At 63.9% G+C, this 23,614-nt stretch carries 25 protein-coding genes; 15 read left to right on the top strand and 10 right to left on the bottom strand.

From position 1 onward, the window contains the following. Positions 1 to 136: 136 nt before the first annotated feature. Positions 137 to 1,915 (top strand): aspartate--tRNA ligase, encoded by a 1,779-nt coding sequence (gene aspS / locus B6V76_RS09580; RefSeq protein WP_075774123.1) that lies wholly within the window; start codon positions 137 to 139, stop codon positions 1,913 to 1,915. Between the two features lie 139 nt (positions 1,916 to 2,054). Here the strand turns inward: aspS and B6V76_RS09575 are convergent, their stop codons facing one another. Continuing rightward, positions 2,055 to 2,531 carry a hemerythrin domain-containing protein gene (locus B6V76_RS09575; RefSeq protein ID WP_088725667.1) on the bottom strand — a complete coding sequence of 159 codons (477 nt, stop codon included), beginning with the start codon at positions 2,529 to 2,531 and terminating at the stop codon, positions 2,055 to 2,057. A gap of 69 nt (positions 2,532 to 2,600) precedes the next feature. Continuing rightward, positions 2,601 to 3,314, bottom strand: a complete 714-nt coding sequence (locus B6V76_RS09570; RefSeq protein WP_088719644.1) for a response regulator — start codon at positions 3,312 to 3,314, stop codon at positions 2,601 to 2,603. A 168-nt stretch (positions 3,315 to 3,482) separates the two neighbouring features. Between B6V76_RS09570 and mce the strand changes: the two genes are divergently transcribed. Genes mce through B6V76_RS09555 form a run of 3 tightly spaced genes read left to right on the top strand, consistent with a single transcriptional unit; the run spans position 3,483 to position 4,889 of the window. Next, positions 3,483 to 3,887: a methylmalonyl-CoA epimerase gene (gene mce, locus B6V76_RS09565; protein WP_075774126.1), complete on the top strand. Its 405-nt coding sequence runs from the start codon at positions 3,483 to 3,485 to the stop codon at positions 3,885 to 3,887. Continuing rightward, on the top strand, positions 3,887 to 4,156 hold the full coding sequence (locus B6V76_RS09560; RefSeq protein ID WP_075774127.1) for a DUF1467 family protein: 270 nt from the start codon (positions 3,887 to 3,889) through the stop codon (positions 4,154 to 4,156). The genes mce and B6V76_RS09560 overlap by 1 nt, the downstream gene beginning before the upstream one ends. A 55-nt stretch (positions 4,157 to 4,211) precedes the next feature. Then, positions 4,212 to 4,889, top strand: coding sequence for a DUF4396 domain-containing protein (locus B6V76_RS09555; protein ID WP_075774128.1), 678 nt, complete (start codon positions 4,212 to 4,214; stop codon positions 4,887 to 4,889). Positions 4,890 to 4,910: 21 nt separating this feature from the next. Here B6V76_RS09555 and B6V76_RS09550 read toward each other — a convergent pair whose 3' ends face one another. Next, entirely contained in the window at positions 4,911 to 5,606 is a 696-nt protein-coding gene (locus B6V76_RS09550) for an EI24 domain-containing protein (protein ID WP_088719645.1), read from the bottom strand. Continuing rightward, positions 5,603 to 6,205 carry a nitroreductase gene (locus B6V76_RS09545; RefSeq protein ID WP_088727301.1) on the bottom strand — a complete coding sequence of 201 codons (603 nt, stop codon included), beginning with the start codon at positions 6,203 to 6,205 and terminating at the stop codon, positions 5,603 to 5,605. Before B6V76_RS09545 ends, B6V76_RS09550 begins: the two co-directional genes overlap by 4 nt. Before the next feature lie 108 nt (positions 6,206 to 6,313). Here B6V76_RS09545 and B6V76_RS09540 point away from each other — a divergent pair, with 108 nt between their 5' ends. Beyond that, complete coding sequence (locus B6V76_RS09540; RefSeq protein ID WP_075774333.1) at positions 6,314 to 6,562, top strand: DUF167 domain-containing protein; 249 nt, start codon at positions 6,314 to 6,316, stop codon at positions 6,560 to 6,562. A gap of 27 nt (positions 6,563 to 6,589) precedes the next feature. Here B6V76_RS09540 and B6V76_RS09535 read toward each other — a convergent pair whose 3' ends face one another. Next, the gene (locus B6V76_RS09535) at positions 6,590 to 6,853 is read right to left on the bottom strand and encodes a hypothetical protein (RefSeq protein WP_088727300.1); all 264 of its coding nucleotides are present in this window, start codon (positions 6,851 to 6,853) and stop codon (positions 6,590 to 6,592) included. Between the two features lie 142 nt (positions 6,854 to 6,995). Between B6V76_RS09535 and B6V76_RS09530 the strand changes: the two genes are divergently transcribed. The 5 genes from B6V76_RS09530 (at position 6,996) to cysK (ending at position 10,860) form a co-directional block, all read left to right on the top strand. Continuing rightward, a complete protein-coding gene (locus B6V76_RS09530) occupies positions 6,996 to 7,742 on the top strand; it encodes a M48 family metallopeptidase (protein ID WP_088719647.1) in 747 nt (248 codons plus the stop codon). Positions 7,743 to 7,840: 98 nt separating this feature from the next. Continuing rightward, a complete protein-coding gene (locus tag B6V76_RS09525; protein ID WP_088727299.1) occupies positions 7,841 to 9,169 on the top strand; it encodes a DUF2254 domain-containing protein in 1,329 nt (442 codons plus the stop codon). A gap of 77 nt (positions 9,170 to 9,246) precedes the next feature. Next, positions 9,247 to 9,540 (top strand): DUF6455 family protein, encoded by a 294-nt coding sequence (locus B6V76_RS09520; RefSeq protein WP_088725669.1) that lies wholly within the window; start codon positions 9,247 to 9,249, stop codon positions 9,538 to 9,540. Continuing rightward, entirely contained in the window at positions 9,540 to 9,800 is a 261-nt protein-coding gene (locus B6V76_RS09515) for a DUF6455 family protein (protein ID WP_088719648.1), read from the top strand. The genes B6V76_RS09520 and B6V76_RS09515 overlap by 1 nt, the downstream gene beginning before the upstream one ends. A gap of 94 nt (positions 9,801 to 9,894) precedes the next feature. Then, a complete protein-coding gene (gene cysK / locus B6V76_RS09510) occupies positions 9,895 to 10,860 on the top strand; it encodes a cysteine synthase A (RefSeq protein ID WP_088727298.1) in 966 nt (321 codons plus the stop codon). On the opposite strand, the gene B6V76_RS09505 is transcribed toward cysK, so the two are convergent. Together B6V76_RS09505 and B6V76_RS09500 are read right to left on the bottom strand one after the other, a co-directional pair. Beyond that, entirely contained in the window at positions 10,815 to 12,233 is a 1,419-nt protein-coding gene (locus B6V76_RS09505; protein WP_088727297.1) for a serine hydrolase, read from the bottom strand. The two genes, cysK and B6V76_RS09505, sit on opposite strands and share 46 nt — an antisense overlap. Before the next feature lie 146 nt (positions 12,234 to 12,379). After that, positions 12,380 to 13,822: a PLP-dependent aminotransferase family protein gene (locus B6V76_RS09500; protein WP_088727296.1), complete on the bottom strand. Its 1,443-nt coding sequence runs from the start codon at positions 13,820 to 13,822 to the stop codon at positions 12,380 to 12,382. 58 nt (positions 13,823 to 13,880) lie between these two features. On the opposite strand from B6V76_RS09500, the gene B6V76_RS09495 reads away from it, so the two are divergent. The 5 genes from B6V76_RS09495 to ugpC all read left to right on the top strand — a co-directional run bounded on the left by B6V76_RS09495 (position 13,881) and on the right by ugpC (position 19,198). Beyond that, entirely contained in the window at positions 13,881 to 14,537 is a 657-nt protein-coding gene (locus tag B6V76_RS09495; protein ID WP_199224613.1) for a pyridoxamine 5'-phosphate oxidase family protein, read from the top strand. A gap of 465 nt (positions 14,538 to 15,002) precedes the next feature. Beyond that, positions 15,003 to 16,316, top strand: a complete 1,314-nt coding sequence (gene ugpB, locus B6V76_RS09490; RefSeq protein WP_075774142.1) for a sn-glycerol-3-phosphate ABC transporter substrate-binding protein UgpB — start codon at positions 15,003 to 15,005, stop codon at positions 16,314 to 16,316. Positions 16,317 to 16,385: 69 nt separating this feature from the next. Next, entirely contained in the window at positions 16,386 to 17,267 is an 882-nt protein-coding gene (gene ugpA / locus B6V76_RS09485; RefSeq protein ID WP_088719653.1) for a sn-glycerol-3-phosphate ABC transporter permease UgpA, read from the top strand. A 32-nt stretch (positions 17,268 to 17,299) separates the two neighbouring features. Continuing rightward, positions 17,300 to 18,136 (top strand): sn-glycerol-3-phosphate ABC transporter permease UgpE, encoded by an 837-nt coding sequence (ugpE, locus tag B6V76_RS09480; protein WP_088727460.1) that lies wholly within the window; start codon positions 17,300 to 17,302, stop codon positions 18,134 to 18,136. Positions 18,137 to 18,145: 9 nt separating this feature from the next. Beyond that, positions 18,146 to 19,198: a sn-glycerol-3-phosphate ABC transporter ATP-binding protein UgpC gene (gene ugpC / locus B6V76_RS09475; protein ID WP_075774144.1), complete on the top strand. Its 1,053-nt coding sequence runs from the start codon at positions 18,146 to 18,148 to the stop codon at positions 19,196 to 19,198. A gap of 22 nt (positions 19,199 to 19,220) precedes the next feature. Here ugpC and argE read toward each other — a convergent pair whose 3' ends face one another. The 3 genes from argE to cysN form a co-directional block, all read right to left on the bottom strand. Next, entirely contained in the window at positions 19,221 to 20,375 is a 1,155-nt protein-coding gene (gene argE, locus B6V76_RS09470; protein WP_088727295.1) for an acetylornithine deacetylase, read from the bottom strand. Positions 20,376 to 20,379: 4 nt separating this feature from the next. Beyond that, entirely contained in the window at positions 20,380 to 21,564 is a 1,185-nt protein-coding gene (locus B6V76_RS09465) for a M24 family metallopeptidase (RefSeq protein WP_075774146.1), read from the bottom strand. 134 nt (positions 21,565 to 21,698) lie between these two features. Then, positions 21,699 to 23,606: a sulfate adenylyltransferase subunit CysN gene (gene cysN / locus B6V76_RS09460; protein ID WP_075774147.1), complete on the bottom strand. Its 1,908-nt coding sequence runs from the start codon at positions 23,604 to 23,606 to the stop codon at positions 21,699 to 21,701. Positions 23,607 to 23,614 lie beyond the last annotated feature (8 nt).

Raw genomic sequence — 23,614 nt, 5'->3', positions numbered from 1 at the left:
AAAATTTACTCTTTTTCGAGCCACGCGCGCGTGATCGGCTCGAGACGTGCCTGTGTTCCTCCGCACAGCTTGACTTTTGCGCTCTCAACGGGTGTATCGGCGCGACTATACGCAATTCTCGATCCGGGAGCCTCCCATGCATGCCTTTCGCAGCCATACCTGCGCCGATCTGAGCGCCGCCAACGCCGGTGAGACCGTCCGCCTTGCGGGCTGGGTCCATCGCGTGCGCGATCACGGAGGCGTGCTCTTCATCGATTTGCGCGACCATTACGGGATGACGCAGGTTTTGTGCGACGGCGACAGCCCGGCGTTCAAGACGATGGAGAAAGTGCGCTCGGAATGGGTGATCCGCATCGACGGCACCGTGAAACTGCGCGACGAGAGCCTGATCAACCCGAAGATTCCGACCGGCGAGATCGAGGTCTATGTTCGCGACATCGAAATCCTGGGTGAGGCCGAGGAACTGCCGCTGCCGGTCTTCGGCGAGCTGGAATATCCCGAAGAGACCCGTCTGTCCTATCGCTTTCTCGACCTGCGCCGCGAGAGCCTGCATGATAAGATGATCCTGCGCTCGAATGTCGTGAAATCCATGCGCAAACGCATGTGGGACGCCGATTTCAACGAGTTCCAGACGCCGATCATCACCGCCTCCTCGCCCGAAGGCGCGCGCGACTTCCTCGTGCCCTCGCGTCTGCACCCGGGCAAGTTCTACGCGCTGCCGCAGGCGCCGCAGCAGTTCAAGCAGCTGATCATGGTCGGCGGCTTCGACAAGTATTTCCAGATCGCACCGTGCTTCCGTGACGAAGACCCGCGCGCCGACCGTTCGCCCACCGACTTCTACCAGCTGGACGTCGAGATGAGCTTCGTCGAGCAGGAAGACATCTTCAACGTGATGCAGCCGGTGATCCAGGGCGTGTTCGAGGAATTCGGCGACGACCGCACCGTCGATCCGAACTGGCCCCGCATCCCCTATGCCGAGGCGATGCTGAAATACGGCTCGGACAAGCCCGACCTGCGCAACCCGATCGAGATGCAGGTGGTCTCGGATCACTTCCGCGACTCGGGCTTCGCGATCTTCGCCAAGCTGCTGGAGCAGGACGGCACCGAGATCCGCGCGATCCCGGCCCCCACGGGCGGTTCGCGCAAGTTCTGCGACCGGATGAACAAATTCGCGCAGGAGCAGGGCCTGCCGGGAATGGGCTACATCTTCTGGCGCAAGGGAGAGGATGGCTCGCTCGAAGGCGCAGGCCCGCTGGCGAAGAACATCGGCCCCGAGCGGACCGAGGCGATCCGCGCGCAGCTGGGTCTGGGCGAAGGCGATGCGGCCTTCTTCCTCGGCGGCGCGCCGTCGAGTTTCGAGGGCGTCGCCGGTCGTGCGCGCAACGTAATCGGCGAAGAGCTGGGCCTGACCGACAAGACCAAGTTCAAGTTCGCCTGGGTCGTCGACTTCCCGATGTACGAGGAAGATGACGAGGGCAAGATCGACTTCTCGCACAACCCGTTCTCGATGCCGCAGGGCGGCATGGAAGCGCTGGAAGGCGACCCGCTGCAGGTCAAAGGCTACCAGTATGACCTCGCCTGCAACGGTTACGAGATCCTTTCCGGCGCGATCCGGAACCACAAGCTCGAGACGATGTACAAGGCGTTCGAGATCGCGGGCTACCCGGCCTCCGAGGTCGAGAAGCGCTTCGGCGGTATGGTCAAGGCGTTCAAATACGGCGCCCCGCCGCACGGTGGTTGCGCCGCCGGCATCGACCGGATCGTGATGATCCTCGCCGATACCGCAAATATCCGCGAAGTCATCATGTTCCCGATGAACCAGCGCGCAGAAGACCTGATGATGGGCGCGCCGTCGGAGCCGATGAACGAACAGCTGCGCGAGCTGCGCCTGCGGGTTCTTCCTCAAGAAGACTGATCCCGGCGCTATCGTCCGAATAGAAAAAGGCCCCGCTCGGGATCGAGCGGGGCCTTTTTCTATTCGCGTCGGAGGAAAGATGCAGCCGCAGCGGAATGTTTTGCGGCGGGTGCCGTGCCAGCCTCAGGTGGAAGCCCGATCAGCCTTCAGGGTCGTCGTTCCGCTTTTCGTCGACCAGCTTCATCTCCTTCTTCTTACGCGCGACGAATTTCTCGCCGTAATCCTCGATCTCGCTGTCGTCGATCACTTCCTTTGCGCGGCCGAAGATTTCGTCCTCTTCCTCGTCCATGTGGTGGTTGTAGTCATGCTCCAGCTTGTGGAACTTGTTGAGCCAACCGGGGCTCGTCATGTCCATTTCGTTGAGCTCTTCGAGCAGATCGTCGAGCTCGGCATGTTCCTCGACCGAGTGGCGCGCGGAATCCTGGCCCCAGGTCTTGGTCATCAGCTTGGAATAGAAGGTCTCTTCCTCGGCGGCTGCGTGGGACTTGATGTCGTAATAGAACTCTTTCCACGCTTCGGTGCGCGCGGCGCTGTCGCCGGACGTATCGGCGATCTTCTTCATCAGGGCGCGGTGGTTTTCGTGATCTTGCTTGATGGCGTCGTAGATCGAGCTCATCTGGCGGTCCTCCGGTTGCTTCAACTCGTTTTGGCAACGCGAAGTCTTGCGGGCGGTTCCTCGACCGCGTCAGAATGCCCCGGCCGCCGCGATCCGCTCGTCGAGCAATTCCGTGACCCGGGTCATGTCGTCGCGCGATGGGCCGCCGCGGCGGCCGAGCCTTTGCGCCGCGTCTCCAAGTGCCGCGTCATGCGCCGAGCGGGCGACGCTCGACAGGAAATGCGCCGCATAGGGCAGGGCGGGGAGCGGCATGCCCACCCCGACCGCGTGCAGGAGGTTCGATAGGCGTTGCAGGTCGTCACGCAGCGCGAGCGGGTCCGGTTCGACCACGAGATCGGCGAGCGGGCGCCACCCGAGCGGGCGCATCTCTTCGGGAAGGGCGGAGAGGATCGTGTCCTGAAATAGCGCAAGGCTCTCGATCGGTTTGTCGAGGAACCCGTTCGCCCCCGCGGCAAGAGCGGCCTCCTTCAGCGCGGTATCGCCCGAGGTGCCGAGGATCACCGGATGCGGGCCGCGCAACCCTCGGATTTCGGCGATGAGATCGCCGCCTGATCCGTCGGGCAGGCCCATATCCACGATCGCGATCGAAGGGCGGTAGGTCTTGAGGTGGCGGTCCGCCGAGGCGAGGCAATCGGCGCGACGGATTCGTGCGCCCGAGCGCAGACACAGGAGACGCACCGCTTCGGAGGCGAAGCGGCTGTCCTCCACCAACAGCACCGTCAGTCCGGTCAGCGGACGCTCCGGCGTCGGAGTGCGGGTCGGGTTCGGTATCGTGTCGCTCATGGCGGCCCCCAGTCGATATGGAAATCGTCGGATTCTCGAGATTCGGCAGGTCCTCTCCAGTAAGGGGCAAAGTGCCTAACTCCGTGTTAACGCGAACAGGGGCATCCAGGCTTGCGCGAACCGATGCGCCCCGCTACCCCTTGATCCATATCACCGGAGGAGACCCAGATGATCGGACGCCTGAACCATGTCGCTATTGCCGTGCCTGACCTCGAGGCGGCCTCGGCCAAGTATCGCGACACGCTGGGTGCCAATGTTGGCGCGCCGCAGGACGAGCCCGATCACGGCGTCACGGTCGTCTTCATCGAGCTGCCCAACACCAAGATCGAACTGCTCTACCCGCTGGGCGAGGACAGTCCGATCAACGGCTTTCTGGAAAAGAACCCCGCGGGCGGCATCCATCACATGTGTTTCGAGGTGGAGGACATCCTCGAGGCCCGCGACAAGCTCAAGGCGGACGGCGCGCGGGTTCTGGGCAGCGGTGAGCCGAAGATCGGTGCGCATGGCAAGCCCGTGCTGTTCCTGCACCCGAAAGATTTCAACGGCTGCCTGATCGAACTGGAGCAGGTCTGATGAGTCTCACGGGCGGCATCATTCTCTTCGCGGTGATCTGGTTCATGATCTTCTTCATGGTCCTGCCGGTTCGTCTGAAAACGCAAGGCGATGTGGACGAGGTCGTGCCGGGCACTCCCGCAGGCGCACCGCACGAGGCGCATCTGGGCGCGAAGGTGAAGATCACCACCGTTGTCACCATCGTGCTATGGGCGGTCATCGCGGCAGTGCTGCTGTCGGGGATCATCACTTTGGAAGATATCGACTTCTTCGGGCAGTTGCGCCGCTGACCGCGCCGGGAACCGTATCTGATCAGCCGGGTTGGGGGGCTGAAAGGAGCCTCCCATGACACCAAACTGGTTTACCGTTCTGAGCTGGTTATCGCTTGCTGTAGGCGTGCTCTCGTTCATCTATCTTCTCGTGCAGGTGCGTCGAAACCCGCCTCACATGGCCATCATGGCGTGGGTCTGGCCGATTTGCGGGCTGTTTGGCGGACCACTAGTAATCTGGTTGCACAGTCGCTTTCCGGGCCATGGCAATGCGCCCTTCCCTGTCTCGGTCGCGAAGGGGACACTGCATTGCGGCGCGGGCTGCACCTTGGGTGACATTCTGGCCGAGAACCTCGCGCTCGCCGTTCCAGTGATTCTGGTCGCGTTCGGCTGGCCGGATTTCTGGGGGCACAAGATCTTTGCGGTCTGGGGGCTCGATTACGTCTTCGCCCTCGCGATCGGGATCGTGTTCCAGTATTTCTCGATCGCCCCGATGCGCGGGCTCGGGCTTGGCGAGGGACTCAAGGAGGCGGCGAAGGCCGATGTGGCTTCGCTCACCTCGTGGCAGATCGGCATGTACGGTATGATGGCGATCTTCCATTTCGCCGTGTTCAAAGGGCTCTGGGGCGCGGAGATCAACGCCGCCGACCCGGAATTCTGGTTCGCCATGCAGATCGCGATGATGGCCGGTTTCGTGACCGCCTACCCGGTGAACTGGCTGCTGATCCGCAAGGGCATCAAGGAAGAGATGTGAGCGGCGCCTCGGCGCCGCCCCTTATCCACGGCGACCGGTGATCGCGTGGAAGAGGTGGGTGAAGCCTGCGGCTCCCAGCACCGGCACGAACAGGTTCACCAGCGGGATCGACAGCGGCACCGCCATCAGCGCGCCCGCGGCCCAGATCGTGACCTTGTTGCGTTCGTAAAGTTCGAGCGCCGCCTCGCGTTCCATCCGCCGGAAAGCTGCCATCTGGAAGTATTCACGCCCCAGAAGGTAGCCGTTGAGCCCGAAGAACATCAGCGGCGCAAGCGGGATCACGAAGGGGTAGATCATCAGCGCGATGATGTTGGCCGCAAGGATCACGCCGAAGAAGCGTACGGTGTCGCGCATCCCTTCCGCGAAGGTGAGTTTGCGCACCGGCGGCAGCGTCGGGTAGTGGACGTCCTCCACCATCTCCGCCACGTCTTCGAGGAAGAAACCGGTGAAGGCGGAGGCCACGGGCACCATCAGGAAGACCGATGCAAAGAGGATCACCCCCGCCGAGACGATTGACAGCGCGGTGTCGATATGGCCGATCTCGCCGATGAAGGGCAGCGAAAAGCTGTCGGGGATCAGCCAGCCGATCAGCATCACCATCGCGACATAGATCGCGACGAGAAGGCCCAGCGACAGCGCCACGCCGAAGCCCACGACTTTCATCGCGCCGGGCCGCAGCAGGTCGGTCCAGGCTTTCAGATAGCTTGAAATGATCATTCCGAAATCCGCGTGGTGATCGCGTCGAGGTCGGGACGGGGGCGTTCGGGCGGCGTCACGCCTTCGGTACCCAAGTGGATGAAGCCCGCGACGCTTTCGCCGTCCTTGAGGCCCAGCATCTCGCGCCCGAAGGCCTCGTCATGCGCGGCCCAGCCGGTCAGCCAGTTCGCGCCCCAGCCCGCCGCGAGTGCCGCGTTCAGAAGCGACAGGCAGACCGCGCCCGCCGAATAGAGTTGCTCGACCTGCGGAACCTTCTCGCTCTCCTTGGGTGAGGACACTACCGCGACGCAAAGTTGGCTGTCATGGAACTGCTTGCCGGCCTTCGCGATCTTCTCATCGGGAAGGCCCTGTGCTTTGGCGCGCGCCTCGGCTTCGGCACCCAGCCGCTGCGCGGCCTCGCGCGTGATGGTGATGAAGCGCCACGGCTCCAGCTTGCCGTGATCGGGAGTGCGCGCCGCGGCCGTCAGGATCTCGCGCAGCGCTGCCTCGCCGGGGGCAGGAGCCTTGAGGGTTTTCGCCGGGCGCGACCGGCGGGTCAGAAGGAAAGCTATCGCCGCGTCATTGCGCTCGGCCGGGTTCACTTCGGGCAGTTCAGTCATGAAAATCTCCGTCTGTTGCGCCAGATATCGGGCGCTCGGCATGTGATTGCAACCGCAGCATGGGCAACTGTCTTGTATGCGATCGTGCAGCGCCTATGCTGCGCGACGATGACGGATCTCAGCCACCTCGCAATTCCTGGCAACGAAATCGCCCTGCGCGTGACGCCAAAAGCGTCGCGCAACGAGATACGGGTCGGGGAAGAGGGGCTTCGGGCCTATGTCACGGTCGTTCCGGAGAACGGCAAGGCCAATGCGGCGGTCGTCAAATTGCTGGCAAAGGCGCTAGGTGTGGCGAAGTCGCGGCTGACGCTGATCCGGGGCGAGACCGCGCGCGACAAGGTGTTCCGTCTCGATTGAGCGGGCGCGCGGGGCTGGGCAGGCCCCTCAGCCGTCCTCGGCGGTGCTGTCGGTCTGCTTCAGGCGATAGACGCCTTCGGGCAGGTTGAGCGCCGCCGCCAGCTCCCGCAGCTGGGCATGGCTGAAGGTGATCGTCTGCACCTGCTCGGTCTGCTCGTCGAGCTGTTCGACCACCACGCAATCCTCGAAAGAGCTGATCGTGATGTCCTCCTGCAAATAATCGCGCGGATTCGCCCCTTCGTCGACAAGGGTGATCACGGTCGCGTCGAATTCGTGTTCGATGGTAAACATGACCTCATGCTAGCGCGGCTTGCCGATCCGAAAAAGCGAAATCACGCCGCCGCTTGCGGGAGAGTACGTGGAGGACACTAGGCGGCTCCGGGCCAAGTCGTTAAGCTGGGACAAATCCTGTCTCTGGGGTGTTTTCCCGTCGATGCCTTCCGCCCGTTTCCTTCTCGTGACCCTCTCGCTCGCCGCGACGCTGCTGTCGGGCTGCGTGCCGACCATGGCGCCGATGCAGCCCGTCCCGGAGAGCGAGCTCTCGCCCGAAGCCAAGAAGCGTGCCGAGGTGGCGGTGACGCGGCTGGTCGATGTCGGCGAGCGCATGGAGCCGCAGATCGAGTCGGAATGCCGCAAGCGCACGCGGAACCTCAATTGCGACTACCTTTTCGTGGTCGATGACCGGCTCGATCTCGACGCGAACGCCTTCCAGACCATGGATCGTTCGGGTCGTCCGGTGATTGGGGTGACACTCGCGATGATCGCCGAGGTGCGCAATGCCGACGAGCTGGCCTTCGTGATCGGCCACGAGGCCGCGCATCACATCGCGGGCCATATCGCGGCGCGCGAACGCGATGCGGCGGTGGGGGCGGCTTATCTGGGGCGTGCGGTGCAGGCACAGGGCGCCGATCCGCTCACGATCCAGCGCGCGCGGCGCATCGGGGCCGAAATCGGCTCGCGGCTCTATTCCAAGGATTACGAGCTTGAGGCCGACCGGCTCGGTACGATCATCACCTGGGATGCGGGCTACGACCCGCTTAAGGGTGCGCAGTTCTTCCTGCGGTTGCCGGACCCGGGCGACAAGATGCTGGGTTCTCACCCGCCCAACCAGCTGCGCTTCGACGTGGTGCGAAATACCGTTGCCCAACTGCGCGCGGGCAAGATTCCGGCGGGCAGCTGAGGAACCCGCCCAAGGTCTGCGGGCTTGAGATTTGAGAGAGAGGCCGCCGGGAAAGGCGGGTCCGGGACGCGGGAACAGGGGACGGGGACGAAGAACCTATGACAATCTTTTCGCGACTGCGCTGGCGGCTGAGGGTTGTCCTGCGCGAGATCTGGGTGCGGGTGACGGCCTTCGGCGTGCTGGGGATCGCGACCGCGCTGGGATCGGCGGGCTTCGGCTACCTTGTACCCGCGGATATCGGCTACAAGATGGGCGCGGGCTCGGTGGAGCCGATCCTGAAGATCATCGCCACCGCGATGCTGACCGTCACGACGTTTTCGCTGCAGATCATGATCACCGCGTTCAGCTCGGCCCAGACCGGAGCCACGCCGCGCGCGATCAAGCTGATGCAGACCGACCGCGTGACCCAGAACGTGCTGGCGAGCTTCATCGGCTCTTTCGTCTTTTCGCTGGTCGGGATCATCGCGCTCGAGACGGATGTCTATGACGACTCCGGGCGATTCATCCTGCTGGTCGTCACGCTCGGCGTGGTGGCGATGGTGGTGATATCGCTGTTGCGCTGGGTGCAGCATCTGAGCGAGTTCGGACGGCTCGGCGATGTGATCAGCCGGGTCGAGGACGCTGCGAGCACGGCGCTGAAAGCGCGCTGCGAGCGGCCGTGGCTCGGCGGCAAGGAATGGGAAGACCCGCCCCCCGGGGTCTTCGGGATCACGTCGACGCGGACCGGCCATGTGCAGCATGTCGACATGGGGGCGCTGCAAAAGGTGGCCGAGACGCATGACTGCCACATCTGGCTTTGCGGACGGACCGGCGAATTCGTCCACGGCGCATCCGATCTGGTGCGATGCGACGCGCTGCCGGGCGACGCCGAGACCCGCGAGACGATCGAGGAGGCCGCGCGCGACGCCTTCACCATCGACCACGCGCGCGATTTCGACCAGGATCCGCAATTCGGCCTGATCGCGCTGGCCGAGATTGCCTCGCGCGCGCTTTCGCCGGCGATCAACGACCCCGGAACCGGTATCGATATTCTCGGGCGTCTGGTGCGTGTGCTGGCCGATTGGCATCCACCGAAGAGCCCCGATTGCGTCTTCAACCGCGTCTATGTGCGCGCGGTGACGCCCGAGCAGTATACCGAGGACGCGTTCGCCGCGATCGCGCGCGACGGAGCCGGGCATCTGGAGGTCGCGCTGCGCCAGCAGGAGGTGCTGGAAGCTCTGGCCGAGATGCATCCCGCTCATTTCGGCCGTCCCGCCGCCCATCAGGCGCTGCGCGCAGCCGCCCATTCGCAATCCGCGATGACCTTGAGGCGCGACCGCGCGGTGATCGCGGAGGAAGCGCAGGCGCTGGCCGCGCGCTTTGCTCCCGATCTGGACTGTGACGTCGGCCATGACCTCGACAGCGACAGAGCGGAACGCGACGCTTGATCTGAATCATATCGAAATGACGGCCCCTGCGGCAGAGTCGGCCCATCACCGGGATGAGTGTTTCAAGGGAGGCTGCCATGACCGCTGCCAAGCACCTCAATCGCCATGCGTCGATGATGAACCGCATGGCCCAGCAGATGGGCGGCGATCTCAGCATGGAGATGGCCGCCGGGCGGCTCAGCGGCGAAGCGTGGAAGGACGCGCTGATCCGCTGCACCAAGTGCCGCGAAGCCGGGGCCTGCCTGCTCTGGCTGGCCGAGCACGATCCGCAAATGAACCCCGCGAAAGCACCTCCCGCCTATTGCGAAAACCGCCTGATGATGACGCGTCTGCGCGCGACCATTGAGGCTGAACCCGAAGGAGTGGAATGATGGGAATGCAAAGCGATGTCGATCTGAACTTCTGGGTGACGCGCGGCATGGCGCGGCGTCTCGGAGTGAACATTTCCGAAGCGATGCGTGACGGCTTTCTCACACAAGCTGACTTTGCCGAGATGATCACAACCTGTGCGACCTGCGGGCGCACCGAATTCTGCCTCGCTGTTCTGGCCGAGAAAGGTGAGGGGCCGCAGGCCATCCCGACGGATTGCCCGAATTACGACGTCCTGACGTCTCTGCGCGCTCTCCAGTGAAAGGGTACGTCGTCCGCGCGCGTCGCTTTCGCCTTTCCCTCGCCCGCCTTTGGTTATCTGATGGGACGGCAGCAGGCTGAAAGGGAGCGCGCGCATGGCACGGATTTACGAGGATAACTCGCTCAGCATCGGAAACACGCCGCTGGTGCGGCTCAACCGCATGACGGAGGGCGCGGGCGCGACCGTTCTGGCCAAGATCGAAGGGCGCAACCCGGCGTGGTCGGTGAAGTGTCGCGTTGGGGCGAACATGATCTGGGACGCGGAGGAGCGCGGCGTGCTCGGCCCCGGCAAGGAGATCGTCGAGCCGACCTCGGGCAACACGGGGATCGCGCTGGCCTTCGTCGCCGCGTCGCGCGGTATCCCGATCACGCTGACCATGCCCGACACGATGAGCATCGAGCGGCGCAAGCTTCTGCTGGCCTATGGCGCGAAGCTGGTGCTCACCGAAGGCGCGCAGGGCATGAAGGGGGCGATCGCCAAGGCCGAGGAGATCGCGGCCTCCGATCCCGACCGCTACGTGTTGCTGCAGCAGTTCAACAACCCCGCGAACCCCGAGATTCACGAGAAGACTACCGGCCCGGAGATCTTCGAGGATACCGATGGTGTGGTCGATATCTTCGTCGCGGGCGTCGGCACGGGCGGCACGATCACTGGTGTCTCGCGCTACCTGAAGCAGGAGAAGGGCCTGCCGCTGATCTCGGTCGCGGTCGAGCCCGAGGCGAGCCCGGTTCTGACGCAGGCCCGCGCGGGCGAGGCGCTGCACCCCGGTCCTCACAAGATTCAGGGCATCGGCGCAGGCTTCGTGCCAAAGGTGCTCGACATGGATCTGGTGGACCGGATCGAGCAGGTCAGCAATGATGAGGCTGTCGAGACCGCCCGGCGGCTGGCGCGCGAAGAGGGCATATTGGCAGGGATCTCCTGCGGCGCGGCGGCTGCGGCAGCCCTGCGCCTTGCGCGCGAACCGGAGAATGCGGGCAAGACCATCGTCGTCGTGCTGCCGGATTCGGGCGAGCGTTACCTGTCTTCGGCGCTGTTCGAAGGGATGTTCGACGAGGCCTGAGTGGTGGTCTTTGCCGCCTCCAGCAATGCTGCCACCAGCTTCTGCGGGCGGTAGTTCAGGTCCGACGGCGTCAGCCCCATCCGCACCACGACCATATCGGCCGAGGGGATCACGGTGACAGTCTGCCCGTCATGCCCCTCGAGCCAATAGGTGTCGGCGGGCAGGCCGAACCGCGCATCATCGCCCGCTTTCTGCTGATCGCTCGGCCCGGCGAGCCAGATCATGCCCTGCGCATAGACCCCGTCGGTCGGCGCGGGCGCATGCATCCGCTTTACGAACGCGGCGGACAGCAATTGCCGCCCCTCCCATTGGCCGTCCTGAAGCAGGAACTGTCCGAAACGCGCCCAGTCCCGCGCGGTCGCGTAGAGGTAGGAGCTACCGACGAAGGTTCCGGAGGCGTCGGTCTCGAGCGTGGCCGAGTTCATACCGAGCGGACCGAACAGCTTGCGGCGCGGCCAAGCGAGCGCGGTGGAGGTGTCGCCCACCGCGTTTTGCCAGATGCGCGACAGCAGGACTGCAGTGCCGCTGGAATAGCTGAAATGCGTACCGGGCGGATGATCGAGCGGCTGCGACGCTGCGAACTTCGCCATGTCCGGCTCGAGGTAGAGCATCCGCGTCACGTCCGAGACGTCACCGTAATCCTCGTTGAAATGCAGCCCGCTCGACATCGACATCAGCTGCGCGACAGTGATCTTCGCCCGGTCGTCGCCCTGCCATTCGGGCAGTAGATCGCTTTGATCCATCCGCAGCTTGCCCGCCTCGATCGCGGTGCCGACAAGGGCGGCGGTGACGGTCTTCGTCATCGACCAGCCCAGAAGCGGTGTCTTCGCATCGAAGCCATCGCCGTAGCGCTCGGCCACGAGATGACCGTCCTTGATCACCACCACCGCGCGCATCCCCGGCCCGGTCAGCGCATCGTTTTGCAAGACATCGGCAAAGCGGCCTTGCCCCGTCAGTTCGGTCTTCGATCCCGCGGGCCAGAGAGCGACGCTCTTGCTCGGTCCCGGCGCGGGCGGGGCGGCCTGTTCGGGGGCGTCGGCCAGATCGCCGTCGGGGAAGGTCGCGCAACCGAGGCCCATGCGTTGCTCCGCTATCGTGGGCGCGATGATCCCGGCGAAAGCCGCCCAGACGCGGCCCGCCCGACGATCGGGGCTGACCCAGAAGGCGCGCAGCAGCGGATTGCCTGGCGCCTGCACATCGGTTTCGAGAACCTCGTCGGGGTCGCGGTCCTGCAGGACCAGCGCCGAGCAGGTAATCTTCGCGCTATAGCCCGCGCCGACGCGTAGCAGTTCCGGAGGCACGATGATCGCGTAAATCACAGCCGCCATGACAAGCAGGCCAATCCCGCCGAGCACCGCTTTCCATCCGCGCATCCTGTCCTCCGCTCCCGTGCGCTTGGATCAAGTCACGCGCCCGTTTTTTACTCGCGCGTTAGTTTTGGCAAACGGCGCGGGCTTGCCAAGAGGGCGAGTGCTTTCTCGACGTAAGGTCACCCTGTTGTGAGTTGCGAGGTCGGCGGTCATGGAAGCGACGTCAGAAGTGCCCGCAGCTTCTCTGCTGCGGCGCTTAGCGTCGGTTCGTCGAAACCCGCGTACCCAAGCAGGACGCCTTGCGGCGGGTCGGGCAGGCGGGCGTGCGACGACAGAGCGCGCAGGGTAAGACCGGCCGCCTTCGCGCGCTCGGATATCGCGCGGTCGCCGGCGGGCACGAGCGCCGGACCGAGACCCGCGCAGAGATGCATTCCCGACGGATCGGGCTGGAACCGGAGGTACTCGTCGAGCCCTGTCAGCGCGTTCAGAAGGTGGCGCTGCCGTTTCGCGTAATGGCGCCGCATCCGCCGTAGATGGGTCGCGAATTCGCCGCTCGCCATGAAGCTCGCCAGCGCCGGTTGCGGTACCATCGAAACCCGCGGCCCCGTCGCGTCGATCGCCGCCCGCATCGGCCCGACAAGCCGCTCGGGCAGCACGATATAGCCGATCCGCAGCGCCGGGCTGAGCAGTTTCGAGAAGCTGCCCATGTAGATCACGCGCTGCAGCCCGTCGAGCCCCGCCAGCGCGGGCAGGGGCTGGCCGCGATAACGGAATTCGCTGTCATAATCATCCTCGACGATCAGCGCATCATGGTCACGCGCCCAGTCAAGAAGCGTCAGCCTGCGCGTGAGCGGCATCGCTGCCCCGGTCGGGAAATGGCGCGAGGGGGTGATGATGACGGCGCGGGTGCTGGGCGGCAGATGTACCGGGTCCAGCCCTTCGGCGTCGATCCGCACCGGGTGCTCGTTGAGGCCGCTGGAGGCCAGCACATGGCCCATCGTCGCCCAGCCGGGATCCTCGGTCGCGATCAGCCCGCCGGGGGCGATCGCACTACGCGCGATCAGGTCGAACCCGTCCCATGCGCCGCCGGTAATCACCACTTGTTCCGGCGCGCAATCGAGGCCGCGCCACGCCGCGAGGTGGTCGCGGATCGCCAGCCGCAGCGGCGGCCAGCCGAACGGGTCGGGCCGGTCCAGAAGGGTGGGATCGGGGGTGCGCCACGCGCGCTCGAGGTGGCGCGCCCAAAGCCTGCGCGGGAACAGCGCCTGATCGGGCAGGCCGGGCTGGAAGGGCAGCCAAGCTGGCGGAGGCGCCCCTTGCGCGGCCCTTGATGCTTTTCGCGGGGTAGGAGGAACGAGATGGGGCAGGTCCTCGGCGACATAGGTGCCGCCGCCGGGGCGGGTGCTCAGGTAGCCCTCGGCGATCAGCTGATCATAGGCGGTGGTCACTGTCATGCGCGAGACCGACAGCTCCTCGGCCAATGCGCGGCTTGGCGGCAGGCGCTCTCCGGCTGCGGCGGGATCGGCGCGCAGCATCTCGCGCAGGACATGGGTCAGTTGCGCATGCAGCGGCAGACCGGAGTTTCGATCCAGCGAGAGACCAAACAGGGCGGTGTTTAAATTGGACTGCTGCATTTTTGCGAAACTGGACATGTTTTCCGATCCAGTAGGCCGCTATCGCTGAGGGCACAAGTCAGACATGAGGCAGACCATGACCGAGACCCTCCCTGTAACCGACCGTTCCCGCCTGCGCCGCCTGCATGAGCGCGGCCATTTCGACCGCGACAGCATCAACACGATCCTCGACGCGCAGCCGATGTGCCATGTGGGCTATGTCCGGGACGGCAAGCCCTACGTGACGCCGACGATGCAATGGCGCGAAGGCGATCACGTCTATTGGCATGGCTCTTCCGCGAGCCGCGCGCTGCGCAGTCAAAAGGAGACAGAGGTCTGTCTGACGGTCTCGATCCTCGATGGTTTGGTTCTGGCGCGCTCTGGCATGCATCATTCGCTGAACACGCGCTCGGTCATGCTCTTTGGCGTTGCGTTCAAGGTGGAGGATCCGGCGGAGAAGCTGCAAAAGCTCGGAAATTTCGTGAACCATCTCTATCCGGGCCGCTACGAGACGCTGCGCCCAGACCACGAACAGGATCTGAAGGCGACGACCGTGCTGGGGATGGAGATCACCGAGGGCGCGGCGAAGATCCGCACCGGCGGGCCGAGTGACGACGAGGAGGATTACGCGCTGCCGATCTGGGCCGGGGTAATCCCGATCCGTATGGAGGTGGGCGACCCGATCCCCGATCCGCGCAATCTCGACGGTGTCGAGATGCCCGCGCATGTGCGTGATTTTCGATACGGCGGTTGATTGGCCTGCGCGATACGGTCCATCTCCCTCAGGCGCATCTCGTAGAAGAAGGTGAGGCAGTCGATCAGGCGGCGAACGATGATCCGGACCGAGTTGAACCATTTCAATGATTTGGCGAATCTAAGGGATTCGGGAAAGCGCCGCGAGGAAAGCTGATCGTAATCGTGTGTTTCGCGCGACTGTCGGTTTTTGTTCGGTTTCGATCGAATCGCGCAAAAATGCGCTTCACAAAGTCGTGATCTAGCGTCATGCAAAACTTCGAGGAATCTCGAAAAAGCTTAGCAGGAAAGGGCTGAGAAGCCGCCGTACCGCGCTGGATCGCGCGACCGAGAGGCAAAGCGAAACCGAAATCACTCTCTTGTTTTGTTCCTGTTACATCCGCACACTACGCCGCGTAGCGCGGAGGCTTCGCACGGGGCCTCAGATCCATCCAACAATGAATCCCGCTACATATGGGAGGAAGACATGAAGAATTTTGCACTCGGTGCGGCGCTTGCGTCGGCCTCGCTCATTGCGCCCTTCACGGCCAATGCAGCAACGGAAATCCAGTTCTGGCACGCCTTTACCGGCCGTCTCGGCGAGCTCGTCGATCAGCAGGTAAAGGACTTCAATGCCAGCCAGGACCAGTATGAGGTCGTGGCGACTAACAAGGGCAACTACTCGGAAACGCTGAACGCCGGGATCGCCGCGTTCCGCGCCGGGGAACAGCCCGACATCCTGATGGTGTTCGAGGTCGGCACGGCGACGATGATGGCCGCCAAGGGCGCGATCAAGCCGGTCTACCAGGTGATGGAAGACGCCGGCGTGGACTTCAATCCCGACGATTACATCGGCGCGGTGAAGGGCTACTACACCACCACCGACGGCAAGATGCTGTCGCTGCCCTTCAACTCCTCGACGCCGGTTCTCTGGGTCAACCGCGACATGCTCGACAAGGCAGGCGTCGCCAAGGATGCGCCGCTGACTACCTGGGAAGATGTCGGCAAAGTGCTCGACCAGCTGAAGGAAGCGGGCGTCGATTGCCCGATGACCACCGCCTGGCAGAGCTGGATCCAGCTCGAGAACCTCTCGGCCTATCACAACGTGCCCTTCGCGAGCCAGGAGAACGGCTTCGCCGGTCTCGACGCGAAGCTGGAGTTCAACGGCCCCGTTCAGGTCAAGCACATCCAGACGCTGGGTGACTGGGCCAAGAAGGGCGAGTTCGTCTACAAGGGCCGCCGCAACGAAGGCGGTGCCGATTTCCGTGCCGGCACCTGCGCGCTCTTCACCGAGAGCTCGGCCGGTTACGCGGGCATCAAGTCCGAAGCCAAGTTCAACTTCGAAGTGCACCCGCTGCCCTATTGGGGTGACGTCGACGGTGCGCCGCAGAACACCATCATCGGGGGCGCCTCGCTCTGGGTCATGGCTGGCAAGGATGACGACCACTACAAGGGCGTCGCTGAATTCCTGAACTACCTCTCGTCGCCGGAAGTGCAGGCGAAGTGGCACCAGGATACCGGCTACCTGCCGATCACCAAGGCCGCGGCCGAGCTGACCCGTGAGCAGGGCTTCTACGAGAAGAACCCCGGCACTGACGTGGCCGTGAAGCAGATGACCGCGAATGCGCCGACCGAGAATTCGAAGGGCATCCGTCTGGGCAACTTCGACCAGATCCGCGGCATCATCGACGAGGAACTGGAGGCTGTCTGGGCCGGTGACAAGACAGCGCAAGACGCGCTCGACAACGCGGTGGAGCGTGGCAACCAGCTGCTGCGCCGCTTCGAGCAAGCCAACCGCTAACCCAAATCCAGCCGCGGGCGGGGAGAACCCTGCCCGCGGCTATTTCTATTCTAAGGCCCCGATCCCGATATGGAAAAACGCGTAACCTTCAAGGGCTGGCTCTTGCCGATGCTGCTGCTCGCGCCGCAGTTGATCATCTCGGCCGTGTTCTTCTTCTACCCGGCGGGCGAGGCGGTGTGGCAATCGCTGTTCATCCCCGATCCGTTCGGCCTGTCGATGCAATATGTGGGCCTCGGCAATTTCGAATACCTGTTCAACGACCCCTATTATCGCGCGTCTTTTGTGACGACGGCGGTGTTCTCGACCCTTGTGACACTGGTCTCGATGATCCCGGCGCTGTTCCTCGCGGTGCTGGCGGATCGGCTGGTGAAAGGGGCGGGAACTTACCGCACGCTTCTGATCTGGCCCTACGCGGTCGCGCCCGCGGTGGCCGGTGTGCTATGGCTCTTCATGTTCAACACGCGGATCGGTGTGGTCGCCTTCTATCTCAACCAGATGGGTTATGACTGGAACCATGTGCTCAACGAGAACGAGGCGATGGGCCTCGTCGTCGTGGCGTCGGCATGGGGCCGCATCAGCTATAACTTCCTGTTCTATTTCGCGGCGCTGCAAGCGGTGCCGAAATCGGTGATCGAGGCGGCGGCGATCGACGGGGCGCGGTTCTGGCGGCGCTTCTTCACGATCGTGCTGCCGCTCCTGTCGCCCACGACCTTCTTTCTGCTGGTCGTCAATATCGTCTACGCCTTCTTCGAGACCTTCGGCGTGATCCACACGATCACCTCCGGCGGGCCGCAACAGGCGACCACGATCCTGGTCTACAAGGTCTACGCCGATGGCTTCGTGGGTCAGGATCTCGGAAGCTCTGCCGCGCAATCCGTGGTGCTGCTGGTGGTCGTGGGCTTCCTGACGGTGCTGCAATTCAAATTCGTCGAGAAGCGGGTGCATTACTGATGGCTGACATGCACAACGAACCGCCCCCGGGCATGGTGGAAAAACGCGGCTCCGGCCTGTGGCTGACCCATATGCTGATGATCGCGGGCGTACTGGTGATCTTCTTCCCGATCTGGCTGGCCTTCGTGGCCTCGACCCATACCCAGCAGGAGATCGCGCAGGCGCCGATGCCGGTGATGCCGGGCTCGCACCTGATCGAGAACTACTCGGATGCGCTGTTCTCCGGGGTGAATGTGCCGGTCGCGACGATGCTGGTGAACTCGCTGGTGATGGCGCTGGGGATCGCGCTCGGAAAGATCGCGATCTCGCTCCTGTCGGCCTTCGCGATCGTCTATTTCCGCTTTCCGGGACGGCGCTTCTTCTTCTGGATGATCTTCATCACGCTGATGCTGCCGGTCGAGGTGCGAATCGTGCCGACCTACGAGGTGGTCGCGGGCTTCGGGATGCTCAACAGCTATTCCGGCCTGATCCTGCCTCTGATCGCGTCGGCGACGGCGACCTTCCTGTTCCGGCAGTTCTTCCTGACGGTGCCGGACGAGCTGGCAGAGGCCGCCCGAGTCGATGGCGCGCGTCCGATGCGCTTCTTCTTCGATATCCTGCTGCCGATGAGCCGCACGAATATCGCGGCGCTCTTCGTGATCCTCTTCATCTACGGCTGGAACCAGTATCTCTGGCCGCTCCTCATCACCACAAATCCCGAGATGAACACGATCGTCATGGGGCTCAAGCAGATGTTCCCGTCGGGCGACGATATCGCCGATTGGCCGGTCATCATGGCGACCTCCATCCTCGCGATGATCCCGCCGGTGATCGTGGTGATCTCGATGCAGAAACTCTTCATTCGCGGTCTCGTGGACAGCGAGAAATAAGGGCAGACAATGGCGACCGTTGAACTCGAAAATATCAAGAAACGTTTCGGCAAGACCGAGGTGCTGCATGGGGTCTCGATCGACATCCAGGACGGCGAATTCATCGTCATCGTCGGTCCCTCCGGCTGCGGGAAATCGACGCTGTTGCGCATGGTCGCGGGGCTGGAGAGTATCTCAGAGGGTGAGATTCGCATCGGCGAGGCCCGCGTGAACGAGCGCGAGCCGATGGATCGCGATATCGCGATGGTGTTCCAGAACTACGCGCTCTACCCGCATATGTCGGTGCGCCAGAACATGGGCTACGGGCTGAAGATCGCGGGCATGTCGAAGTCCGAGATCAAGCGCCGCGTCGATGAGGCCGCGAAGCTGTTGCAGCTGTCGGACTATCTCGAGCGAAAGCCGCGCGAACTGTCCGGCGGGCAGCGTCAGCGGGTCGCGATGGGCCGCGCCATCGTGCGCGAGCCGTCGGTCTTCCTGTTCGACGAACCGCTGTCCAACCTCGATGCCAAGCTGCGGGTGCAGATGCGCGTCGAAATCCGCGAGCTGCAGCGCAAGCTCGGCGTGACCGCGCTTTACGTGACCCATGATCAGGTCGAGGCGATGACCATGGCCGACCGGATGATCGTGATGAACGGCGGCGTGGCCGAGCAGATCGGCACCCCGCTCGAAGTCTATGAGCGCCCCGTGACCATCTTCGCGGCGCAGTTCATCGGCAGCCCGTCGATGAACGTCATCGATGCCGAGGTGCGCGGCGGGCGGGTGATGCTGGGCCATGTGACGCTCGGGCCGACCGATCTGCCCGATCGCCCCGTCAGCCTCGGGATTCGGCCCGAACACCTGCATCCCGATGACAATGGCCCGCTGACGCTGAATGTTACCCTGTCCGAACCGCTAGGGGCGAATACGCTTCTGCACGGAACGCTGGAAGGGCGCGGCGAGCCGATGACCGCAGCGCTGCCGGGCGTGCATATGGAGAAGCAGGCGGTGGGGCAGGTGCGGCTGTCGGTGAACGCCGAGGATCTGCATCTCTTTGATCCGAAAACCGGCAAGCGCCTGAACTGATCGGAGAGGCGGCCAGGCGCACTCAGTTCCGGGCGCTGGCGAGCTTGCCCAACATCGTCAGCGCCTGATCCATCTGCTCGAGCGAGACGAACTCGTCGGCCTTATGGGCCTGCTCGATCGAGCCGGGCCCGCAGATCACCGCGTCCATTCCGAGCGACTGGAACAGCCCGGCCTCGGTGTTGAAAGCAACGCAGCCTGCGTGGTTCTGCCCGGTCAGCGCGAAGACCAGATCGCGCGCGGCGTTGTCGTCCATCGGCTCGAGCCCCACGACCTCGCCGATGGTCTCGGTGGAGATCGCGGCTTCCGGCGCGATGGCGCGCATCTCGGGCAGCAGCGTGTCTTCGACGTAGCTCGCGATCTCGGCTTTGACGAAATCCATGTCAGCGGCATTGATCGGGCGCATCTCCCAGGCCAGTTCGGCGCGCGGCGCGATCACGTTATGAGAAATGCCGCCTTTCAGCGCGCCTACGTTGAGCGTCGTCTGCGGCGGATCGAAGCGCGACCCTTCGGGGCAGCGTTTGATCAGCTCAGCGCGCAGCTCGAATAGGCGGTTGATGTAGCGCACAGCGTATTCGACCGCGTTCACGCCCTTCTCAGGCGCGGAGCTATGGCCCGGCAGCCCCTCGAAGCGCACGGTATATTCGCAGCAGCCCTTGTTGCCGTCGAAGACCTGCATCGAAGTCGGCTCTCCGATGATGCACAGCGCCGGTTTGACCGGGCGTTTCGCCAGCAGCTTCACCAGTTCCTGCGCGCCCAGACAGCCGACTTCCTCGTCATGGGTGAAGGCGAAATGGATCGGGCGGGTTTTCGCGGCCTCGGCCAGCAGATCGAGCGAGCCGAGACAGGCGGCGATGAAGCCTTTCATGTCGCAGGCGCCGCGCCCGTATAGCTTGCCGTCGCGCTCGGTCATGGTGAAAGGATCGCTGGTCCAGTCCTGATCGGTGACCGGTACCACGTCCGAATGGCCCGACAGCACCAGCCCGCCATCGCCTGCCTCGCCCAGCGTCGCGAAAAGGTTCGCCTTGTGGCCGCTCTCGTCGACCATGACCTCTACCGCCGCGCCGACGGTTTCCAGCCGGTCCGCGATGTAGTGGATGATCGGCAGGTTGCTGTCGGTCGATATCGTCGGATAGGCGATCAGGTCCGAGAGGATCGCGCGGGTGGTGTCGATCCGCATCGGCTCAGTCCTTGACGAACAGTTTGCGCTCGATGTTGCACAGCGGCTCGGCGGGGCCGTCCTCGGTGATGAGGATGGTCTCGGTCGTCTCCATCCCCCAGTCATCCATCCAGAGGCCGGGCATGAAGTGGAAGGTCATGCCGGGCTCGAGGATCGTCTCGTCGGTGTCGCGGATCGAGACGGTATGCTCGCCCCAATCCGGCGGGTAGGAGCAGCCCACCGCGTAACCCGCGCGGTTCGGGCGTTCGATGCCGACCTTGGCCAGCTCGACGTTCAGTGCGCGGGCGATGTCACAGGCGCGGTTCCCGGCACGCGCGACTTCGATCCCGGCGTTGAGGCCTTCGGTCAGCGCTTCGCTCGCATCTAGGACATGCTGCGGGGGCTTGCCCAGAAAGATCGTGCGCGAGAGCGGCGCGTGATAGCGACGGTAGCAGCCGGATTGCTCGACGAAGGTCGCTTCGCCAGCTTTCAGTGCCTCGCCGTTCCATGTCAGGTGCGGCGCGGAGGCATCCGGGCCCGAGGGCAGCATCGGCACGATGGCCGGATAATCGCCCCAGCTGTCTTCCTCGCCCTGCACGGCGGTCTTGTACAATTCGCCGACCAGATCATGCTTGCGCAGCCCCGGCTCGGCCAGTTCCACCGCACGCTGGATCACCAGTTCGGAGATCCGTGCGGCACGGCGCATGAAACGCAGCTCCTCGTCGGATTTGATCAGGCGCTGCCAGTTCACCAGCACAGAGGCATCGAGCAGCGTCGCTTCGGGCAGCCCTTCGAAGAGGACTGCATGCGCTTTCGCGGTGTAGAAATAGGTCTCCATCTCGACGCCGATCCGGGCCTTGCCGTAGCCCATGATCCGCAGGTGAGAGGCGAGGTCTTCCATCGGGTGCATGATGTCGGATTGCACCATCGCGTCGTTGTAATGGAGGATGTTTTCCTCCTCCATCCAGACGGTGCGGCGCGCGCCGTTGGAATCCATGAAGCGGCCCCACCAATAGGGGGCGCCCTCCATCGGCAGGATCACGCCCTGATGGGTGTAGAAGGACCAGCCGTCATAGCCCGTCAGCCAGAACTGGTTAGACGGGTTGGTGATGAAGAGAATGTCGATCTCGCGCTGCGCCATTGCCGCGCGTACGAGCGCGATCCGGCGGGAAAATTCGAGTTCGCTGAAGTGCACGTTTTCGATCGGCATTCGGGCTTCTTTCTGCTGGCGGTATTTCGGGCAGGTTGGGGCGCGCCCCCGAGCAAGGTCAAGGCCAAAACGAAAACGTGCAACCCCCAGGAGGGCCGCACGTTCGCGTGAAATGGTGCAGTCGTTGTCGTCGCTTACGGAATGAGCCGAGCGAGGATCAATTCCGCCGCTTCCTCGGGGCTGATCGCGGTGGTGTCGATCCGCATCTCGGGGTTCTCGGGTGCCTCGTAGGGCGAGTCGATGCCGGTGAAGTTCTTCAGCTGGCCGGATCGCGCCTTGGCATAGAGCCCTTTCACGTCGCGCGCCTCGGCCACTTCGAGCGGCGTATCCACGAAGACTTCGAGGAATTCGCCCGGCTGCATCATTGCGCGCACCATGTCGCGCTCCGAGCGGAAGGGCGAGATGAAGGCCGTGACCACTATGAGGCCCGCGTCGGTCATCAGCTTCGCGACCTCGCCGACGCGGCGGATGTTTTCCACGCGGTCGGCCTCGGTGAAGCCCAGATCCTTGTTCAGGCCGTGGCGCACGTTGTCGCCATCGAGCAGGAAAGTGTGGCGGTTCATCCGCGCCAGCTTCTTCTCGACCATGTTGGCGATCGTGGATTTGCCCGAGCCCGACAGGCCCGTGAGCCAGACCACCGCCGGCTTCTGGTGCTTCATGTTGGCATGATGCTCGCGCCCGATATCGGTCGCCTGCCAGTGGATGTTCTGGGCCCGGCGCAGCGCGAAGTTGATCATGCCCGCAGCCGCAGTCTGGTTGGTCATCTTGTCGATCAGGATGAACCCGCCCAGATCGCGGTTCTCGGCATAGGGGGCGAAGGGGATCTCGCGGTCGGTGGTGATGTTGGCCACGCCGATCGCGTTCAGGTCCAGCGTCTTCGTCGCCAGATGCTCCTGCGTGTTGACGTTCACCTCGTATTTCGGCTCCTGCACGGTCGCCGAGACGGTCTGCGTGCCGATTTTAAGCCAATAGGCGCGGCCTGGCAGCAGTTCGTTCTCGTCCATCCAGACAATGGTGGTCTCGAACTGGTCGGCCACTTCCAGCGGTTCTTTCGCGGAGACGATGACCTGCCCGCGCGAGCAGTCGATCTCGTCGACCAGCGTGATCGTGATGGATTCACCCGCCACCGCCATGTCGCGGTCGCCCTCCAAGCTGACGATCCGCGCCACTTTCGAGGTTTTGCCCGAGGGCAGCACGCGCACCTCGTCGCCCGGACGCACGGTGCCCGACGCGATCAGCCCCGAGAAGCCGCGGAAGTCGAGGTTGGGGCGGTTCACCCATTGCACGGGCATCCGGAAGGGGCGCTCCTGATCGGAGGTCACGTCCACCTCGACCGCTTCGAGATAGGGTAGGAGCGACGGCCCCTTGTACCAGGGGGTATTCTCGCTCGGGCCGGTGATGTTGTCGCCCTTGAAGCCCGAGATCGGGATCGCGGTGAAGCCTTCGATGCCGATGCTGTCGGCGAAGGTTTGGTAATCGGCCACGATCTCGTCGAAGGTCGCCTGATCGTAGTCCACCAGATCCATCTTGTTCACCGCCAGCACGATATGGCGGATGCCGAGCTGGTGAACGAGGTAGGAGTGGCGCCGCGTTTGGGTCAGTACGCCCTTGCGCGCATCGATCAGGATCACCGCCAGATCGGCGGTCGAGGCACCGGTGACCATGTTGCGGGTATACTGTTCGTGGCCGGGGGTGTCCGCGACGATGAACTTGCGCTTCTCGGTCGCGAAGAAGCGGTAGGCCACGTCGATCGTGATGCCCTGTTCGCGCTCGGCAGCGAGCCCGTCGACCAGCAGTGCGAAGTCGATCTCCTGGCCTTGGGTGCCGACGCGCTTGGAGTCGGCCTCCAGCGCGGCCAGCTGATCCTCGAAGATCATCTTGCTGTCATAGAGCAGCCGCCCGATCAGCGTCGATTTCCCGTCATCGACCGAGCCGCAGGTGATGAAGCGCAGCATGGTCTTGTGTTGATGCGCCTCGAGATAGGCGTCGATATCCTGCGCAATCAGCGCGTCGGTCTTGTAGATCGGATCGTTGGTCGTCATGTCGGCTC

This window comes from Thioclava sp. IC9 (genome assembly GCF_002213225.1).
In the GTDB taxonomy this organism is placed as follows: domain Bacteria; phylum Pseudomonadota; class Alphaproteobacteria; order Rhodobacterales; family Rhodobacteraceae; genus Thioclava; species Thioclava nitratireducens.
This window is presented reverse-complemented; position numbering and strand designations above follow the sequence as displayed.

What these genes read in the sequence shown, in the direction of transcription:
- aspS (WP_075774123.1), top strand. Translation starts at nt 137, where the DNA reads ATGCATGCCTTTCGCAGCCATACCTGCGCCGATCTGAGCGCCGCCAAC.
- B6V76_RS09575 (WP_088725667.1), bottom strand. Translation starts at nt 2,531, where the DNA reads ATGAGCTCGATCTACGACGCCATCAAGCAAGATCACGAAAACCACCGC.
- B6V76_RS09570 (WP_088719644.1), bottom strand. Translation starts at nt 3,314, where the DNA reads ATGAGCGACACGATACCGAACCCGACCCGCACTCCGACGCCGGAGCGT.
- mce (WP_075774126.1), top strand. Translation starts at nt 3,483, where the DNA reads ATGATCGGACGCCTGAACCATGTCGCTATTGCCGTGCCTGACCTCGAG.
- B6V76_RS09560 (WP_075774127.1), top strand. Translation starts at nt 3,887, where the DNA reads ATGAGTCTCACGGGCGGCATCATTCTCTTCGCGGTGATCTGGTTCATG.
- B6V76_RS09555 (WP_075774128.1), top strand. Translation starts at nt 4,212, where the DNA reads ATGACACCAAACTGGTTTACCGTTCTGAGCTGGTTATCGCTTGCTGTA.
- B6V76_RS09550 (WP_088719645.1), bottom strand. Translation starts at nt 5,606, where the DNA reads ATGATCATTTCAAGCTATCTGAAAGCCTGGACCGACCTGCTGCGGCCC.
- B6V76_RS09545 (WP_088727301.1), bottom strand. Translation starts at nt 6,205, where the DNA reads ATGACTGAACTGCCCGAAGTGAACCCGGCCGAGCGCAATGACGCGGCG.
- B6V76_RS09540 (WP_075774333.1), top strand. Translation starts at nt 6,314, where the DNA reads ATGACGGATCTCAGCCACCTCGCAATTCCTGGCAACGAAATCGCCCTG.
- B6V76_RS09535 (WP_088727300.1), bottom strand. Translation starts at nt 6,853, where the DNA reads ATGTTTACCATCGAACACGAATTCGACGCGACCGTGATCACCCTTGTC.
- B6V76_RS09530 (WP_088719647.1), top strand. Translation starts at nt 6,996, where the DNA reads ATGCCTTCCGCCCGTTTCCTTCTCGTGACCCTCTCGCTCGCCGCGACG.
- B6V76_RS09525 (WP_088727299.1), top strand. Translation starts at nt 7,841, where the DNA reads ATGACAATCTTTTCGCGACTGCGCTGGCGGCTGAGGGTTGTCCTGCGC.
- B6V76_RS09520 (WP_088725669.1), top strand. Translation starts at nt 9,247, where the DNA reads ATGACCGCTGCCAAGCACCTCAATCGCCATGCGTCGATGATGAACCGC.
- B6V76_RS09515 (WP_088719648.1), top strand. Translation starts at nt 9,540, where the DNA reads ATGGGAATGCAAAGCGATGTCGATCTGAACTTCTGGGTGACGCGCGGC.
- cysK (WP_088727298.1), top strand. Translation starts at nt 9,895, where the DNA reads ATGGCACGGATTTACGAGGATAACTCGCTCAGCATCGGAAACACGCCG.
- B6V76_RS09505 (WP_088727297.1), bottom strand. Translation starts at nt 12,233, where the DNA reads ATGCGCGGATGGAAAGCGGTGCTCGGCGGGATTGGCCTGCTTGTCATG.
- B6V76_RS09500 (WP_088727296.1), bottom strand. Translation starts at nt 13,822, where the DNA reads ATGTCCAGTTTCGCAAAAATGCAGCAGTCCAATTTAAACACCGCCCTG.
- B6V76_RS09495 (WP_199224613.1), top strand. Translation starts at nt 13,881, where the DNA reads ATGACCGAGACCCTCCCTGTAACCGACCGTTCCCGCCTGCGCCGCCTG.
- ugpB (WP_075774142.1), top strand. Translation starts at nt 15,003, where the DNA reads ATGAAGAATTTTGCACTCGGTGCGGCGCTTGCGTCGGCCTCGCTCATT.
- ugpA (WP_088719653.1), top strand. Translation starts at nt 16,386, where the DNA reads ATGGAAAAACGCGTAACCTTCAAGGGCTGGCTCTTGCCGATGCTGCTG.
- ugpE (WP_088727460.1), top strand. Translation starts at nt 17,300, where the DNA reads ATGGTGGAAAAACGCGGCTCCGGCCTGTGGCTGACCCATATGCTGATG.
- ugpC (WP_075774144.1), top strand. Translation starts at nt 18,146, where the DNA reads ATGGCGACCGTTGAACTCGAAAATATCAAGAAACGTTTCGGCAAGACC.
- argE (WP_088727295.1), bottom strand. Translation starts at nt 20,375, where the DNA reads ATGCGGATCGACACCACCCGCGCGATCCTCTCGGACCTGATCGCCTAT.
- B6V76_RS09465 (WP_075774146.1), bottom strand. Translation starts at nt 21,564, where the DNA reads ATGCCGATCGAAAACGTGCACTTCAGCGAACTCGAATTTTCCCGCCGG.
- cysN (WP_075774147.1), bottom strand. Translation starts at nt 23,606, where the DNA reads ATGACGACCAACGATCCGATCTACAAGACCGACGCGCTGATTGCGCAG.